Source organism: Galactobacter sp. (assembly GCF_022712295.1).
In the GTDB taxonomy this organism is placed as follows: Bacteria; Actinomycetota; Actinomycetes; order Actinomycetales; family Micrococcaceae; genus Galactobacter.
The window spans coordinates 1-15,196 of record NZ_JALAGT010000067.1 but is presented as its reverse complement, the minus strand read 5'-3'; the positions used below and the strand labels follow the sequence as shown (position 1 = coordinate 15,196).

15 protein-coding genes and 1 riboswitch are annotated in these 15,196 nt (G+C 65.6%); of the genes, 12 read left to right on the top strand and 3 right to left on the bottom strand.

Annotated features, from left to right (window positions below):
• The 5 genes from Q0A15_RS05350 to Q0A15_RS05330 form a co-directional block, all read left to right on the top strand.
• On the top strand, window positions 1-423 hold a 423-nt coding region (locus Q0A15_RS05350; RefSeq protein ID WP_291278498.1), incomplete at its 5' end, for an ABC transporter permease.
• Window positions 420-1,316, top strand: a complete 897-nt coding sequence (locus tag Q0A15_RS05345; protein WP_291278497.1) for an ABC transporter permease — start codon at window positions 420-422, stop codon at window positions 1,314-1,316. The genes Q0A15_RS05350 and Q0A15_RS05345, both read left to right, overlap by 4 nt.
• The gene (locus Q0A15_RS05340; RefSeq protein ID WP_291278496.1) at window positions 1,313-3,115 is read left to right on the top strand and encodes an ABC transporter ATP-binding protein; all 1,803 of its coding nucleotides are present in this window, start codon (window positions 1,313-1,315) and stop codon (window positions 3,113-3,115) included. Before Q0A15_RS05345 ends, Q0A15_RS05340 begins: the two co-directional genes overlap by 4 nt.
• A gap of 5 nt (window positions 3,116-3,120) precedes the next feature.
• Window positions 3,121-4,554 carry an amidase gene (locus tag Q0A15_RS05335; protein ID WP_291278495.1) on the top strand — a complete coding sequence of 478 codons (1,434 nt, stop codon included), beginning with the start codon at window positions 3,121-3,123 and terminating at the stop codon, window positions 4,552-4,554.
• Window positions 4,555-4,834: 280 nt separating this feature from the next.
• Window positions 4,835-6,064, top strand: a complete 1,230-nt coding sequence (locus tag Q0A15_RS05330; protein WP_291278494.1) for an aromatic acid/H+ symport family MFS transporter — start codon at window positions 4,835-4,837, stop codon at window positions 6,062-6,064.
• Between the two features lie 17 nt (window positions 6,065-6,081).
• On the opposite strand, the gene Q0A15_RS05325 is transcribed toward Q0A15_RS05330, so the two are convergent.
• Window positions 6,082-6,993, bottom strand: a complete 912-nt coding sequence (locus Q0A15_RS05325) for a LysR family transcriptional regulator (protein WP_291278493.1) — start codon at window positions 6,991-6,993, stop codon at window positions 6,082-6,084.
• A gap of 97 nt (window positions 6,994-7,090) precedes the next feature.
• Between Q0A15_RS05325 and mdlC the strand changes: the two genes are divergently transcribed.
• The 5 genes from mdlC to Q0A15_RS05300 all read left to right on the top strand — a co-directional run bounded on the left by mdlC (window position 7,091) and on the right by Q0A15_RS05300 (window position 12,104).
• Complete coding sequence (gene mdlC / locus Q0A15_RS05320; protein ID WP_291278492.1) at window positions 7,091-8,665, top strand: benzoylformate decarboxylase; 1,575 nt, start codon at window positions 7,091-7,093, stop codon at window positions 8,663-8,665.
• Between the two features lie 38 nt (window positions 8,666-8,703).
• Window positions 8,704-10,161, top strand: coding sequence for a benzaldehyde dehydrogenase (locus Q0A15_RS05315; RefSeq protein ID WP_291278491.1), 1,458 nt, complete (start codon window positions 8,704-8,706; stop codon window positions 10,159-10,161).
• Window positions 10,162-10,401: 240 nt separating this feature from the next.
• Window positions 10,402-11,058, top strand: coding sequence for a VTT domain-containing protein (locus Q0A15_RS05310; protein ID WP_291278490.1), 657 nt, complete (start codon window positions 10,402-10,404; stop codon window positions 11,056-11,058).
• A gap of 169 nt (window positions 11,059-11,227) precedes the next feature.
• Complete coding sequence (locus Q0A15_RS05305) at window positions 11,228-11,866, top strand: hypothetical protein (RefSeq protein WP_291278489.1); 639 nt, start codon at window positions 11,228-11,230, stop codon at window positions 11,864-11,866.
• Between the two features lies 1 nt (window position 11,867).
• Window positions 11,868-12,104, top strand: coding sequence for a helix-turn-helix domain-containing protein (locus tag Q0A15_RS05300; RefSeq protein WP_291278488.1), 237 nt, complete (start codon window positions 11,868-11,870; stop codon window positions 12,102-12,104).
• 96 nt (window positions 12,105-12,200) lie between these two features.
• Here the strand turns inward: Q0A15_RS05300 and Q0A15_RS05295 are convergent, their stop codons facing one another.
• Both Q0A15_RS05295 and Q0A15_RS05290 read right to left on the bottom strand, forming a co-directional pair.
• Window positions 12,201-12,563 carry a CrcB family protein gene (locus Q0A15_RS05295; protein ID WP_291278487.1) on the bottom strand — a complete coding sequence of 121 codons (363 nt, stop codon included), beginning with the start codon at window positions 12,561-12,563 and terminating at the stop codon, window positions 12,201-12,203.
• On the bottom strand, window positions 12,560-13,054 hold the full coding sequence (locus tag Q0A15_RS05290; RefSeq protein ID WP_291278486.1) for a CrcB family protein: 495 nt from the start codon (window positions 13,052-13,054) through the stop codon (window positions 12,560-12,562). The genes Q0A15_RS05295 and Q0A15_RS05290 overlap by 4 nt, the downstream gene beginning before the upstream one ends.
• 108 nt (window positions 13,055-13,162) lie before the next feature.
• A riboswitch (Fluoride riboswitch) is annotated at window positions 13,163-13,254 on the bottom strand.
• Between the two features lie 215 nt (window positions 13,255-13,469).
• Here Q0A15_RS05290 and Q0A15_RS05285 point away from each other — a divergent pair.
• Window positions 13,470-14,480, top strand: coding sequence for a zinc ABC transporter substrate-binding protein (locus Q0A15_RS05285; protein ID WP_291278485.1), 1,011 nt, complete (start codon window positions 13,470-13,472; stop codon window positions 14,478-14,480).
• Between the two features lie 4 nt (window positions 14,481-14,484).
• Window positions 14,485-15,196: YibE/F family protein (locus Q0A15_RS05280; protein ID WP_291278484.1), on the top strand; the 712-nt coding region annotated here is incomplete at its 3' end.

Genomic DNA, 15,196 nt, shown 5'->3' with positions numbered 1-15,196 from the left:
GCGTTCTTGCGACACGTCGCGCTCCCGGTGATCGCACTCGGTTCCGTCCAGGCATCCGTGCTCACCCGGTATGTGCGCTCCGCGGTCCTGGAGATCATGCAGGAGGACTTCATCCGCACGGGCCGGTCCAAGGGCCTCACCGCCACGGGGGCTTTGATCAAACACGGTCTCCGCAATGCGGGTATCCCGGTGCTGACCGTGGTCGGGGTCCAGCTCGCCACCCTCCTCATCGGTGCGGTGGTCATCGAACGCGTCTTCGCGATCCCGGGACTCGGTAGCTACCTGGTGGACTCGGTCGGCAACCGCGATCTGTTGGCCGTTCAGGCCGTCGTGGCTCTGCTCGTGGTGGTGATCGTGCTCATCAATTTCTTGGTGGACCTCGCTTACACGCTTGTGGATCCTCGGCTCAGGAAGGCCTCATGACTACGTCGATCACCACCCAAGGAAACCTGACTCAGAGCCCTGTGCCGACGACCAAGGGCAAGGGCAGAGGGCGTCGAGGTAACGCCAACGCGCAACTCCTCATCGGTGCCGTCCTGGTGGCCATCGTGGTCCTGTTGGCGCTGGTGTCCTTCGTCTGGACCCCCGGTGACGCATACGGAACAGCGGCCCAGGATCGGCTGCTACACCCGAATGCGGAGCACCTGTTCGGCACGGACCGTTTTGGGCGTGACGTGCTTTCCCAGATCATGATCGGTGCAAGAACCACTCTCCTGGTCGGCATCGTGTCCGTTGCCATCGCGGTGCTCCTCGGGGTCCCCTTCGGCATCATGGCCGGAATGAAACCCGGGGCAACCGACACCGTGGTCATGGGTGCCGGCGACATCATCTTGGCGTTCCCGGGGCTGCTGCTTGCCATCATCTTCGGTGCCTCGTTCGGGGCCAGCACCTGGACAGCCATCATCGCCCTCGGCATCGGAGCGGCACCCGCCTTTGCCAGGGTGGCTCGTTCAGGAGCCATGCAGGTGATGCGCCAGGACTACATCCAGGCGGCGCGTGGAGCCAACAGGAGCGAGTTCTCGATCGCTGTCAAACATGTGCTCCCGAACATCTCGGGAATGCTCGTGGTCCAGGCATCGGTGAACTTCGCCATCGCCGTTCTCGCCGAAGCCGGGCTCTCCTTCCTGGGGCTCGGCACCATGCCACCCACTCCATCGTGGGGACGAATGCTTCAGGAATCGCAGCAGTTCCTCGGTACGCACGAGTACCTGGCCATCTGCCCCGGAATCGCCATCGCGATCGTGGTTCTCGGGTTCAACCTCCTCGGAGATGGTCTTCGCGACCACTTCGACCCGAAGACCAAGGGACGCTCATGACCCTGATATCGACTAACAGCAGCACCAAGACCGCGCTGACTGTGGAACATCTCAACGTCTCCACCGCTGGGAGGACTTTGATCGACGACGTCGGTTTCACCATCGGAGCGGGAGAACGCGTCGGCCTGATCGGAGAATCGGGTTCGGGGAAATCTGTGACGTCCCTTGCGGTGATGGGGCTGCTTCCGGACTCCTTGACGGCGTCAGGCACCATCACAGTGGGTGACGATCCGCGCAACGTCGTGGGGCTCTCGGAACGGGAATCGGCACGGATGCGTGGGCTGAAGATGTCCATGGTTTTCCAGGAACCCATGACCGCCTTGAACCCGTTGATGAAGGTCGGGGACCAGATCGCCGAGGCGGCACTCATTCACAAGACGACCCCGACCTGGGTTGCAGCACGCAAACGCGCGGTCCAGCTCATTGCCGATGTGGGCCTTCCCGATCCGGCCGAGGCAGCTGGCGCCTACCCTCATCAACTTTCCGGCGGTCAGCGCCAACGAGTGGTGCTCGCCATCGCACTCGCCAACGATCCGACGCTGCTGGTGGCGGACGAACCGACCACCGCACTGGACGTCACGGTGCAACGCCAGGTGCTTGATCTGGTCCAGCGCACGGTCGCCGAGCGTGACACCGGGCTGCTCTTCATCACTCACGATCTCGCAGTGGTTGGCAACGTCTGTGATCGTATTCTGGTGATGCACCATGGTGTGGTCGTCGAAGAGGGACTCACGGAGAACGTCCTGACCAGGCCGCAGCATCCGTACACCAGGGGCCTCCTTGCCGCCTCCGACCTCGACGCAACGGATGAACAGGGGCGCCTGTTCACCGTCTCCACGGCGGAGGGGTACGTTCCCGGAAGGTTCGTGGACAGACTGGGTGAGGCCACGGCTCGAGTTGCTGAGCGGGGCGCGGGAGAACAACAGAGCATGGCAGGTGCATCCGCGCGGCCCGAATCCGATTCCGTGCCGCCGTCGGGGGCTCCCGTCGTCAAGGTCACGGACCTCACTCGTGAGTACGGCAGCCGTCGTTCCGGCCTGTTCGGCAAAGGACGCAGGGTGAAAGCTCTGCAAGGCGTCAGCTACGAAATCACTTCTGGTAGACGCTTCGGGATCGTGGGCGAGTCCGGTTCCGGTAAGTCCACCATGCTGCGGATCCTCTCCGGTCTGGACAGGCCCACCTCCGGCAACGTGGAGGTGGTGGGAAGGGATCTCACCAACCCCGGCAAAGCAGATCTGGCGGAACTTCGTCGCAACCTTCAGGTCGTATTCCAGGACCCTATGGCCTCCCTTGACCCGCGGATGAAGGTCAAGGACATCATCGCCGAGCCGTTGCTCAATGCAGGCAACCTCGAATCCGGTCAGGCAATGGATGCCCAGCAGCGGCGGAACCGGGTTGATGAGCTCCTGGAGCAGGTGGGGCTTCCCGCCGATGCCGCAGACCGGTACCCCCATGAGTTCTCTGGAGGGCAGCGCCAACGCATTTCCATCGCCAGGGCGCTGTCCTGCCGTCCTCGAATCCTCGTGGCGGACGAACCGGTCTCGGCCCTCGACGTGTCGGTCCGCGCGCAAGTACTGAATCTGCTTGCCGACCTGGTGGACGAGTACGGCTTGACCCTCATCTTCGTGTCCCACGACCTCGGGGTGGTCAGGTACCTGTGCGACGAGGTCGCGGTGATGAAGAACGGGCGAATCGTTGAACTCGGCCCTACCTCGAAAATCTACGACGACCCACAGAACGAGTACACCAAGGCCTTGATTCGGGCCACCCCCACGATCCAGCACTTACAGGAGGCATGACGACCATGGCAGAGACTACTGGGACGCTTCGGGGCGCCACCACGGATGTCGGAGCATCTGCAGCGGAACTGACGGAGGCATACCGGACCGGTGAGACCACGCCGTCGGCAGTACTGGAGGCAATTCTCGAAGACATCGAGGCTCGTAACGGCATCATCAATGCCTTCAGCGACATCACGGCCGATGGTGCACGTGCCGCTGCGGCTGTGTCCACGCAGCGGTGGTCGCGTGGTGAGCCGATCTCTGACTTGGACGGCGTACCGGTGACGGTCAAGGAGAACATGAAGCGGGTCGGCGTGGTGGCCTACTCCGGTTCACTCGGCGCGGTGGAAGAGACCACCGAACGGGATTCCCCGATCGTGGAGCGTTTCACGGAAGCTGGAGCGGTGATCGTGGGGTCCACCACCATGCCGGATTGGGGCATGCTGTCTTCCGGTGTTTCCAGCCGACACGGAGTCACCCGGAGCCCGTTGGATCCGGCGCTGACCGTGGGTGGATCATCCAGTGGGGCGGGGGCTGCCGCGGCCGCGGGCTGGGGCGCCATTCACATGGGCTCCGATATCGGGGGATCGGTCCGTCTCCCAGCGACCTGGTTGGGGCTGGCCACACTCAAACCGAGTGAGGGCCGCATCCCGATCGACACGCCGTATCTGGGGCGTGCCGCGGGTCCGATTGCCAGAAGCGTCGACGAGGTCGCCTTGGCCATGGCCCATGTGACGCGACCCGATTCCCGCGACTACACCTCCATGCCGTACCAAGACATCGCTTGGGCCGCATGCTGTGAGTCTCAGGACGAAGTGAGAGGGAAACGTATCGCCCTGCACACCGAGGCCGGGGCAGGTATGGCAGTGGACCCGGAAGTGGCAGCGACGGTACGTGCAGCCGGCGAGCTGTTCGCGGCAGCAGGTGCCGACGTCGTCGAGATTCCGGCATTCGTGCACGAAGCAGATCTGGTGGACCTGGATTCCTTCTGGCGAGTGCGATTCTGGCGTACATATTCCAAGCTGGATGCGGCAGCGCGAGCCGCAGCCTTGCCCTTCATTCAGGAATGGGTCATGAAGGGCGCAGACGTCCCCGGTTCGGAGGCGTTGCGTTGTTACGACGGCATCGGATCCTTCAGGGCCAGAACCGTCCGGGCCACTGAGGGTTTCGATGCGGTGCTGTCTCCGGTCGCTCCACAGGCGGCCTTCCCCGCGGAATGGCCCATGCCTTGGGGGTTCGAGGACCGCGGCATGGAGCACATCGCCTTCACGGTTCCCTACAACATGTCCGGGCAACCAGCCGCCAGCGTCAATGCCGGTTTCACATCGGACGGGAGGAGTATCGGCCTACAGATCGCAGGAGCACGCTTCGACGACGTCGGAGTGTTGAAGCTGGCGAAGTGGTTCGAGGAGCATCGGCCCACCTCTGCGGTCCCGGAGTTCGCACAGGGAGTGTGACCGTTATCTGGTGTCGGGCCCGCGAAGGCCGGGTGGCCCTCGCGGGCCCGACACCGAAACAACCGGAGTGCATAGCTCAACGGGCGGCACATCGGGTGTCAACGGGCGTGCGCTTGGCGAACGCCTCTCCCATTGCGCGGGACAACATAGATGACGCGTTATATCGTTGAATATTTCACTCATTGGACGAATGCGGCTTCTGAGCGCACCATGGTGAACTGCACCCCCACCATGAGTCCCCGTCGCACGCGCGCCGGGGCGCGTATCAATGGAGATCCGTATGCGCACTGCATCCCGCCCTTGGATCGTGGCCCTTTGTTGGCTCACGGTCATGTTCGAGGGCTTCGACATCGTGGCCCTCGGCGCCACCATCCCGGTCCTCACCAACGCCACCCACGGTTACACCGTCGGTGAGATGACCTTCGTGTCCACCATCTCCCTGGTGGGTGTCGGCGCAGGCGCCGCGCTGATCGGGCCGTTGGCGGATCGCTTCGGTCGTCGCAAGCCGCTGCTGGCCTGCGTCGCCCTGTTCTCCGTGCTCACGTTGATCTTCCCCTTGATGCCCAATGCCGCACTCATGGGCCTCGCCCGTCTGATTGCAGGCCTGGGACTGGGTGGCTGCATGCCCGTGGCCGTGACCATCATGCAGGAATCCGCTCCCGGCGGCCGCAAGGCCAATGCCTCCACCGTCACCATGACGGGCTACCACGCCGGCGCCGTGCTGGCCTCCCTGGCGGCGCTGGCCTTCAAGGATCACTGGCACTGGCTGTTCTACCTCGGTGGCGCCATCGGCCTGCTGGCCCTGATCCCCATGGCCCTCAAGCTTCCCGAGACCACCGGCTCCGCACCGGTCGATGCCAAGGACGTGGACGCTCAGCGTGCCTACTCCGCCGGTGACCTCTTCCGCAGCGGCCGTGGCCGCATCACCATCGGGCTGTGGATCTCCGCCTTCATGGGCCTGCTGTTGGTCTACGGAATGAACACCTGGCTGCCCAAGATCATGGAGGCCGCCAACTACAGCGTCTCCAGCGGTCTGGTGAACCTCTTCGTCCTCAACATCGGTGCCATCATCGGCCTGATCGTGGGTGGCAAGCTCGCCGATGCCAAGGGGATCAAGGGAACCATCCTGGTCTGGTTCGCTGCCGCCGCCGTGCTGTTGGCCATCCTGTCCATCAAGATGGAGTCCACGGTGCTGCTCAACGCGGCCATCCTGGTCACGGGCGTCTTCGTCTTCTCGGCTCAGGTGCTGGTCTACGGCTTCGTCGGCTACCTCTACCCCAAGGCGCTCGTCGCCACGGGCATGGGCTTCACCTCCGGGGTTGGCCGCCTCGGCGCCATCGTGGGCCCGTGGATCTCCGGTGCGCTGGTCGGTGCAGGTCTGGCCTACCCGGGCGGTTTCTACTTCTTCGCGATCGTGGCCGTCCTCGGCTTCCTGGCCGTGGTGCTGATCCCCAAGCCCAAGGCCACTACCGCGGCCAAGCTCCACGAGCTGGAGAACGCGGAGGGCTGACCAGCACCCACTCCGCTTCACGACACCGGCCAGTCCGGGGTCGAAAGTCCCGCCAGGGCCCGGCGCACCAGGTCGATGAACCAGCGCCGGGCCCTGTTGTCTTTGCTGGTGGCCTCATCCCAGAACAGGTTCACGTCAAAGCGTGGGGACGGGTCCGGGAGCTCGGCCAAGCGCAGGCCCCACACCGATGCGACCGTCTGCGCCATCTGTGCGGGAGCGAAGCCGATGATTCCTGCACCCTGCACCAGCTGCGGCAGCACCGAGAAATGCCGCACATTCACTACGGCCTCCGTCGTCATCCCGAGCTCACGGACGGTCTCCTCGATGAGCGCATGGCCTGCGGCCTTGGACACCACGGCGCGGGGGTGCCCCGCCAGATCCGCCGCGGTCAAGGTGGGCCCGGCCAGCACCAGGTCGGAGGGAAGCATGGCGACGTAGCGTTCGTTGGCCAGGATCGTGGAACTGCCGTCCACGTCCAAGGGGATGGAGGCAACGGCGGCGTCGACCTCCCCGCGCCGCAGCCAACCGGCCACCTCGTCCACGTCGGTGGGAACGGCCAACAGCGATGCGCCGGGCGCCTCTCCGTTGAGCAGCCGCATGATCGGGGCCAGGAAGCTGGTCTCCCCGACGTCGGAGAGGGCAATGGTGAAACGCCGCTGCGTGGTGACGGGGTCAAAAACGCGGTCCGCGCTCAAGACCTCATCCAGCGAGGCCAGGTCGCGCCGAACCACGGGCGCCAATTCCACGGAACGGGAGGTGGGCACCAGTCTGGACCCCGTGCGGACGAACAACGGGTCGCCTACGATCTTGCGTAGTCGACCCAGCGCGTGGGAGACGGTCGGTTGGGCCAAGCGGAGTTCGTCGGCGGCGGCCGTGACCGAGCCGTGATCGAAGACTGCTAGGAAGGTGCGCAGCAGGTTCAGGTCCACATTCACGCTCCAATGCTAGGCACTATTCATCCCGCGCATGTCGATTCCTAAGAATATTCATTGGACCTCATCGGGTTCGGATCGTAGCGTCGAACTCGTGAGTACGGTTCTTGAGCGCACCTATGAAATCCTCCGGGCCCAGGGGATGACCACGATCTTCGGTAACCCCGGGTCCAACGAGTTGCCCTTCCTTGCGGGGATGCCTGATGACTTCGACTACGTCCTCGGCCTGCACGAGGGCGCCGTGCTCGGCATGGCGGACGGCTACGCCCAGGCCACCGGCGGCCCCGTCTTCGTGAACCTCCACGCGGCCTCCGGGACCGGCAACGCGATGGGTGCGCTGACCAACGCCCACTACTCCCACTCCCCGCTGGTGATCCTGGCCGGGCAACAGATCCGTTCCACCGTGGGACAGGAGGCCATGCTCTCCAACGTGGATGCGGCGCTCCTCCCGCGCCCCCTGGTCAAGCACTCGCACGAGCCGCTGAGCGCCATCGACGTTCCGCGAGCCGTGGCGCAGGCCGGCTTCGAGGCCACCACGGCTCCTGCGGGGCCCGTGTACCTCTCGGTCCCCTACGACGACTGGAGTCAGGAGGCGCTGCCCGACGACGCGTTGTTGCCCTCGCGTTCGGTCCGCACCGCGGGCGCGTTGGGACCGGAGCTCCTGGCGGAGCTGGTGTCCCTGATCGAGTCCTTCGAGAACCCGGTCCTGGTTCTGGGACCAGAAATCGATATCGACCTGGCGCAGGATGATGCCGCTCTCTTGGCCGAGCGCCTGGGCGCCCCGGTGTGGGTGGCTCCGTCCCCACCCCGGTGTCCATTCCCCACGAGGCATGCGCACTTCCGTGGCGTGCTGCCGCCCGGGATCACCTCGGTGAGGGAACGCCTCGAGGGGCACGACGGCGTGATCGTGCTCGGTGCCCCGGTGATGCGCTACCACCGCTGGGAACCGGGAGCCTACCTGCCCGCAGGCGCACGAGTTCTGCACGTGACGTCCGACCCAGGGGAGGCGACGCGCGCCCCTTACGGCGATGCGGTCGTCGGGCATGTCGGCAATGCAGTTGCGGCCCTGGCCACCGCCGTGACCGATCGCGGTGTGCGCTTGGATCCTGTCCCGGCGCCCGTCGCTGACGCGGTGGACGGTGCCATGACCGGGCACGAGGTGCTTGAAGTGCTCAACGACCACGTCCACGAGTCCGTGGTCTATGTCAATGAGACCACCACCTTGGACGTGGACTACCTCTCCCGGATCGAGATCGACCGACCCGGGATGTACCACTTCCCGGCCTCCGGCGGACTCGGGTTCGGGCTGCCTGCCGCGGTCGGGATCTCCCTGGCCAAGCCGGATGCCACGGTGGTGGCGACGGTGGGCGACGGCAGCGCCAACTATGGGATCACGGCCCTGTACACGGCTGTGCAGCGGAAGACCCGGACCATCTTCGTGATCGTCAACAACTCCACCTATGGCGCGCTGCGGGGCTTCGCGGCAAGACTGGACGCGTTGAACGCTCCGGGGCTGGATGTTCCGGGCATCGACTTCGTCCACCTGGCCGCCGGATACGGCGTCCCGGCCTCCCGCACCACCACGCGCGAGGAGTTCGAGGCGGCCTATGCAGCCGCGTTGGCTGCGGACGGGCCGGTCCTGATCGATGCCCGCATCGCCGCACCCTGATCACTTATAACCACTCACGTATATAGAGGAGTAAGCACATGTCGCTTCTGGACAACGCCGTCTGGGACGGTTTGATCAACACCGGCTCCTGGGCACCGGGATCCGCCGGAACACTGGATGTCATCGAACCGGCCACGGGAGACGTGCTGGGGCACGTTGGCCTGGCCAGCGGCGAGGACGTGCACGCCGCCGCGACCAGAGCGGCCGAGGCGCAGAGGGGCTGGGCGGCCCTGCGCCCCGAAGAACGTGCGGCCGTGCTGCGTCGCGCGGGGTCGCTCTTCGAGGAGTACGCGGATGAGATCCAGTCCTGGATCATTCGTGAGTCAGGGGCCATTCCACCCAAGGCCGGGCTGGAGACGCACATCGCCGCAAATGAGTGCTTCGACGCGGCCGGTCTCCCGCATCACCCTCAGGGCGATGTGCTGGCTTCCGACGAGGCACGCTGGTCCCTGGCACGGCGCAAGCCCGTGGGTGTGGTCTCGGTCATCGCGCCGTTCAACTTCCCGCTGATCCTCTCCATCCGCGCGGTGGCTCCTGCACTGGCACTCGGGAACGCGGTGTTGCTGAAGCCGGACCCACGAACCGCCGTGAGTGGTGGTGTGGTGCTCATGCGGGTCTTCGAGGAGGCCGGTCTGCCGGCCGGTGTACTGCAGTTGCTTCCGGGCGGCGCGGATGTGGGCTCCGCTGTGGTGGAGGCACCGGAGGTCAACGTGGTGGCCTTCACCGGCTCCACGCGTGCCGGGCGTGCCATCGGGGAGACCTGCGGGCGCCTGCTCAAGAGCGCTCACCTGGAACTCGGTGGGAACAACGCGATGATCGTGCTGCCGGGCGTGGACGTCGCCAAGGCGGCCTCGGCCGCGGCGTTCGGGTCCTTCATGCACCAGGGCCAGATCTGCATGACCACCGGCAGGCATATTGTGCACCGTTCCGTCTACGACGAGTACGTGGCAGCACTCGTGGAGAAGGCGGAGCACCTACCCGTGGGCAACCCTGCCACGGAGCAGGTGGCGCTCGGGCCGTTGATCGACGACGGCCAGACGGCACACTGCGCCGAGCTCGTGGAGGCGGCGCGCGCGGCAGGAGCGACGATCGCCGCGGGTGGCACGCATGAGGGGCGCTTCTTCAAGCCCACCGTGATCACCGATCTTGCCCCGAACAACCGGGCCTGGGCCGAGGAGATCTTCGGTCCAGTGGCGCCCGTCATCCCGTTCGACACCTTGGACGAGGCGGTGGCGCTGGCCAACGACTGCGACTTCGGGCTCTCCATCGGCATCCTCGGCGAGGTGTCCCAGGCCATGGATCTGGCGGACCGGCTGGATTCAGGGAAGATCCATATCAACGAGCAGACCGTCTCCGATGAGTCGCAGGCTCCCTTCGGCGGCACCAAGGCCTCCGGCAATGGCACCCGCATCGGTGGGGCCGCCGCAGCGTTGGATGCCTTCACCGAGACCCAGTGGGTGACCCTGCGCTCGGAGATCGCGGACTACCCGTTCTGATCCGGCCCTCCGGCGCATGACGTCGGTCGATCCGCACAGCGTCGGCGTGGAGTGCTCACTCCGCGCCGACGTTGTGGTTTTCGACCGACGCTGTGCTGGGTGGACACTGCTGTGGTGAGCGGCACATGGTCCGCCGCTACCTGGCTCACGGCGGGCTCACGGGTAAACGTGGGAACCTAGTAGGCGTCGGTCAAGCCGCATTCCGCGCCACCCGGACCGTGACCTCAGGAGCAATAACCCGTGAATCTCATCGACGCCGTGCACAGACTGCTTGACGCCGAAGCCTGGCTGAGCAGTTTCGGCCCCTGGATCCTGCTCGGCGTTGCCGTTCTGATCTTCATCGAATCCGGCGTGCTCTTCCCGTTCCTGCCGGGTGACTCCCTGCTGGTGACCGCCGCGATCCTGGCGCCCAGCCTCGGGATCCATCCCTGGATCATCGCCTTGGTGGCCTTCGTCGCCGCGTTCCTCGGTGACCAGGTGGGGTATTGGCTCGGAGCGAGGTTCGGCCGCAGGCTCTTCAAGCCGGACGCGCGAGTGCTCAAGAGCTCGCACCTGGACGAGGCCCACAAGTTCTTCGAGAAGTGGGGCGGTGTCTCCCTGGTGCTCGGTCGCTTTGTGCCTATTGTGCGCACCTACGTGCCGCTCGTGGCAGGCATGGCCGAGATGCCCTATCGCCGCTTCATCTCCTGGAACGTTCTCGGGGCGGCAGGATGGGTCGGTTCCATGACCCTCGTCGGAACTCTGCTCGGCGGCATCCCTGGCATCCAGGAACGCATCGACGTCATCGCGATCATCATCGTGTTGCTCTCGGTGCTGCCGATCGTGATCACCGCTCTGGTGAACCGCCACAAGAACAAGAAGGCCGCGGCCCAAGCGGTGGAGACGGCCACCGACTGACACGCGTCGTCCGGGGATCAACTGCCGCATGACTTGGCGCGGACTGAACGTGGGCCCAGGGCGGTGCGAACCCCTCTTGACCAGACCCTCCCCAAGGTGCAATATATCGACTATCGGTATATCGAAAGTCGATATACCGGGCTTTCGAGCCAGCACTCAAGGAGTTCTCATGTCTCGCACCGCATCTGCCAGAACGGGCAAAGTCGTGTCGAAGTCTCTGCTGATCACCGTCATCGTCGCAGCGGCCTTCGGTGCCCTGAACGCTCTGTGGTGGGGAGCGTTTCAGTTCTCCAACTGGCAGGGCGGCGACTGGGTCGAGTTCCCGGTGTTGGTCCCCGAAGACCAGGCCCCGGATCTCCCGCTCGCAGACGCGGACTCCGCGAGGTTCTCCGGGGTGGAGGTCTACGGAGAGAATGGGCCGGAGATCTGGATGCATGTGGCTGCCGTAGTGCTCCCGTTCGTTGTGGGTGGCCTGATCTGCCTGGCCGTCATCCTCATGGCCTCGAGCCTGCTGCGCGGAAAGCAGTTCGGCTTCGGAACGGTGATCTCACTGTTTGTGGTGGCCGTCGTGACCATCGGTTCTGGCATCGCCGTCCCCTCACTGAACGCCGCCTACCAGCACGCTTTCGCTCAGCGCCTGGGATTGCCTTTGAATGGCGAGCAGGCCAGCACCTGGGTGAGTGCCTACGCTCCCGACTGGCAGGATTGCGACTGGATCATGATCCTGCTCGGCCTGCTCATCTCCCTGGGTGGATGGCTGGTACTGCGAGCCAGGAAGCTTCGGCTGGACATGGAAGGGACCATCTGAGATGCCCAAGCGGGACAAGGTGCTCCGGGAGGAGCCCGGGATCCATTGCCGCCTGGATGAGGTCCTCGAGGAGCGAGGGATGACGCTGACCGAGCTGTCCAAGCAGGTGGACATCACCTACGCCAACCTCTCTGTTTTGAAGAACGATCGTGGCAAGGCGGTGCGCTTCTCCACGCTCCAGGCCATCTGCGAGGCGTTGGACTGCGAGGTCGGCGACCTTTTTGTTCGCCGCCGCTGAAGAGCTCCCGACCTCAGCGCCGCTCGTCTTCGCCGATCCATACCCAGGCCGCGTTTCCGCCCATGCGAACCCGGCCCGAACAGGGATCCTGGGTCCTTAAACCAATGAACCCAGCCAGAGGCCAAGCCCGGCCAGCCCGAACGAGACCACCAGCATTCCCAGCGCCTGCACCGCAGCGAGCCCCCAATGCCCACCACGGCTCAGCCGGGCGGCCTCCACGCAGGCGGTGGAGAACGTCGAGTAGCCTCCCGTGAAGCCCACGGTGAGTACGGGCCACCAGTCGCCCCCATGATTCATGGCCAGTCCGGTGAAGAGGCCCAGCAGGAGGCACGCGCTCGCGTTCACGACCACGGTGCCCCACGGCAGGGCGGAGCGGTGCCTCGAGTTCACGCGCGAGTCCACCCAATAGCGGGCAACGCCACCCAGCCCGCCGGCCAGACACAGGCAGAGGAAGATCATGCGCAGTCACCCCCGTCCCTAGTGCCCGACGGCGGCTGCTCGCCGCCCGCTCGCCCCGCGCCTGAGGCGCCGGGACCAGGGGAGTGGGACGCGGGTCGTCGGGCATCACCAAGGGCCAGGCCGAGCCGAGCAAACAGCACGCCCAACACCACGCTCACGCCAAGGTAGGCGAAGGCCAGGACGAGTGCGTCCGTGCGCATGGACTGCAGCGCTTCCATGACAAAAGTGGAATACGTGGTGAACCCGCCCAAGACCCCGGTGCCGAGGCCCAGCTTCGTGAGGTTTCTCCAGCGCGCCGGGGCTCCGCGGGCCAGCCGTTCCTGCAGCAGCCCGAGCAGCAGTGCGCCAACGCAGTTGATGATGAAGGTGCTCCAGGGCCACTCGCCTGGCGAGGCGGGCCAGAGCCGTTCCGCCGTGGCGCGCAGACCGGTGCCGACGGCGGCCCCGACTCCGACGCAAAGATATGCGAGTGACCGAGGCGGAGTGCTCATGAGAGCCGCTCCTTCCGGTCCACCACGTGCAGGGGGAGGGCAAGCACCGGGCGATGCTGGTGCATATCCGGGCCTTTCCGGGCAGGACTCACCTGCCCCATTCGTTGAACAGGGACAGGAGCCATCAGCACGGGCGTGCGGTTCGGGTTCTGGACCGCCGAAGCGGCCGACCCTGGCGGAGTTCCATCGCCGGAATCGAGTGTAGTCCTTGTGGCGGCGACGTCGTAGGCCATGTGGCGCCGGAGGGAGTCGGAGAGCTGGACGGTGTTGTGCCGCATCTCTCGGTCGATTGAGAGCACAGGAGCGTCCAGATCGGACCGAGCGTATGCATCCCAGCGACGAATGCACTACAGTTGCAAATGATTCTCATATGCAACTGGCTCGCTCCTTGCTGGGCCCGACTAGGAAGACCCACATGTCTGCACTCACCGAACCCACGCTCCGCCCGGCACACCTGGGGCGCAGAATCCTCCCGGTGCTCGCCATCCTGACAGCCGCCGGGATGGGGCTGGCCGCCTGTGGTTCGGGCGACGCCGAGGCCAAGGACGGCAAGCTGAAGGTCGTCGCAACCACCGACGTCTACGGTTCCATCGCGGAGGCCGTGGGCGGCGACAACGTCGAGGTCACCTCCATCATCGACTCCGCCTCGCAGGATCCTCACTCCTACGAGGCCTCACCGCGGGACAAGCTGGCCTTCTCCAAGGCGGACGTGGTGGTCATCAACGGTGGTGGCTACGACGAATTCGCGGAACAACTCCTGGATTCCCTGGACAACGATCCCACCGTGGTCACGGCCGTGGACTCCGACCACGCCTTCCTCGAGGAGACCGGGGGAGAGGACCACGAGGAGGACGCGGAGGAGCACGCCGAGGAAGGCGACCACGAGCATCACCACCACGGCGAGGCCAACGAGCACGTTTGGTACAACGCCCACACGGTCTCCCACGTCAGCGAGCACCTGGCAGAGGACCTGGCCGAGGCCGACCCCGATAACAAGGGGGATTACGAGGACAACGCAGCCGCCTTCCAGGGCAAGATCGAGGGCATCGAAGGTGACCTCACCGCCCTCAACGACGTCGCCAAGGACAAGACCTACATGATGACCGAGCCCGTTCCCGCCTCCCTTCTGGACGCAGCTGGACTCACGGACGCCACGCCGGAGGGGCTCTCAGAGGCCGTCGAGGAGGGCGACGAGATCCCCGCAGCGGTGCTGAACCAGGGGCTGCAGAAGATCAAGACCGGCGACATCAGCCTCTTCGCCTACAACGCCCAGACCGCCGATGATCAGACGGAGAAGCTCCGCGACGCCGCCGACGACGCGGGCATCCCGGTCATCGACTTCACCGAAACCCTGCCGGAGGGCAAGGACTACGTGGAGTGGATGGGCGGCAACGTCACCGCCGTGAAGGACGCGCTGAGCAAGTAAGGCCGTGACCGAACACCACAGCCACGCCGACCCGGGACCCCTGACGGACCCGGGTCGGCGTCGCCGCGTCAACATCGTCCTCTCCTGCGTCCTGATCCCGATCGGCGTGGCCCTGCTGGCGGCCATGATCGCGCTCTGGCCCGCGAGCTCGGACGTACCCAAGATCTCAGACTCCCAGGATTCCGGCGGAGCCGTCACCGCCACGGGCAAGGTCCTGCGGGTGGAACAGCACAAGGTCTGCCCTGACGGCAGTTCCATGCCTGGAGATTCACTGCCCGACGGCGGGGGCCAGGGTTCCGCTCCGAACGGCGCCTCCGGCGCCGATGCGGTCCCGGGAGCCACTGGAGATGGGAGCGGGACGGGGGATGCGTCGTCGGGCACTGGAAACGCCGGCTGCGCCGTTCCCTACGTGACTGCGCCGAACGGGTCGGGGCAGGTGGCGCTGACCGTCCCGCCGGAGATCGCCGACGGGCATCCCGTGGAGTCCGGAGACAAGATCCGCTTCATGGTCTTCCCGGAGGATTCCGGGGTGCCAACGGGCATGATGATCGACTACGACCGGACCCTCACCTTAGGTATCCTCGCGGTGATCTACCTGCTGGTGGTGATCCTCGTGGCGCGCTGGAAGGGCGTGCGAGCGATCGCCGGGCTGGTGCTCGCCTTCCTGGTGATGATCTTCTTCGTGTTCCCGGCGCTCGCCGCGGGGGAGGCACCGC

Excerpts from the sequence above, each read along its gene's own strand:
- Q0A15_RS05290 (WP_291278486.1), bottom strand. The coding sequence starts at position 13,054 with ATGAGCACTCCGCCTCGGTCACTCGCATATCTTTGCGTCGGAGTCGGG.
- Q0A15_RS05330 (WP_291278494.1), top strand. The coding sequence starts at position 4,835 with ATGCGCACTGCATCCCGCCCTTGGATCGTGGCCCTTTGTTGGCTCACG.
- Q0A15_RS05315 (WP_291278491.1), top strand. The coding sequence starts at position 8,704 with ATGTCGCTTCTGGACAACGCCGTCTGGGACGGTTTGATCAACACCGGC.
- Q0A15_RS05305 (WP_291278489.1), top strand. The coding sequence starts at position 11,228 with ATGTCTCGCACCGCATCTGCCAGAACGGGCAAAGTCGTGTCGAAGTCT.
- Q0A15_RS05345 (WP_291278497.1), top strand. The coding sequence starts at position 420 with ATGACTACGTCGATCACCACCCAAGGAAACCTGACTCAGAGCCCTGTG.
- Q0A15_RS05300 (WP_291278488.1), top strand. The coding sequence starts at position 11,868 with ATGCCCAAGCGGGACAAGGTGCTCCGGGAGGAGCCCGGGATCCATTGC.
- Q0A15_RS05295 (WP_291278487.1), bottom strand. The coding sequence starts at position 12,563 with ATGATCTTCCTCTGCCTGTGTCTGGCCGGCGGGCTGGGTGGCGTTGCC.
- Q0A15_RS05285 (WP_291278485.1), top strand. The coding sequence starts at position 13,470 with ATGTCTGCACTCACCGAACCCACGCTCCGCCCGGCACACCTGGGGCGC.
- Q0A15_RS05340 (WP_291278496.1), top strand. The coding sequence starts at position 1,313 with ATGACCCTGATATCGACTAACAGCAGCACCAAGACCGCGCTGACTGTG.
- Q0A15_RS05335 (WP_291278495.1), top strand. The coding sequence starts at position 3,121 with ATGGCAGAGACTACTGGGACGCTTCGGGGCGCCACCACGGATGTCGGA.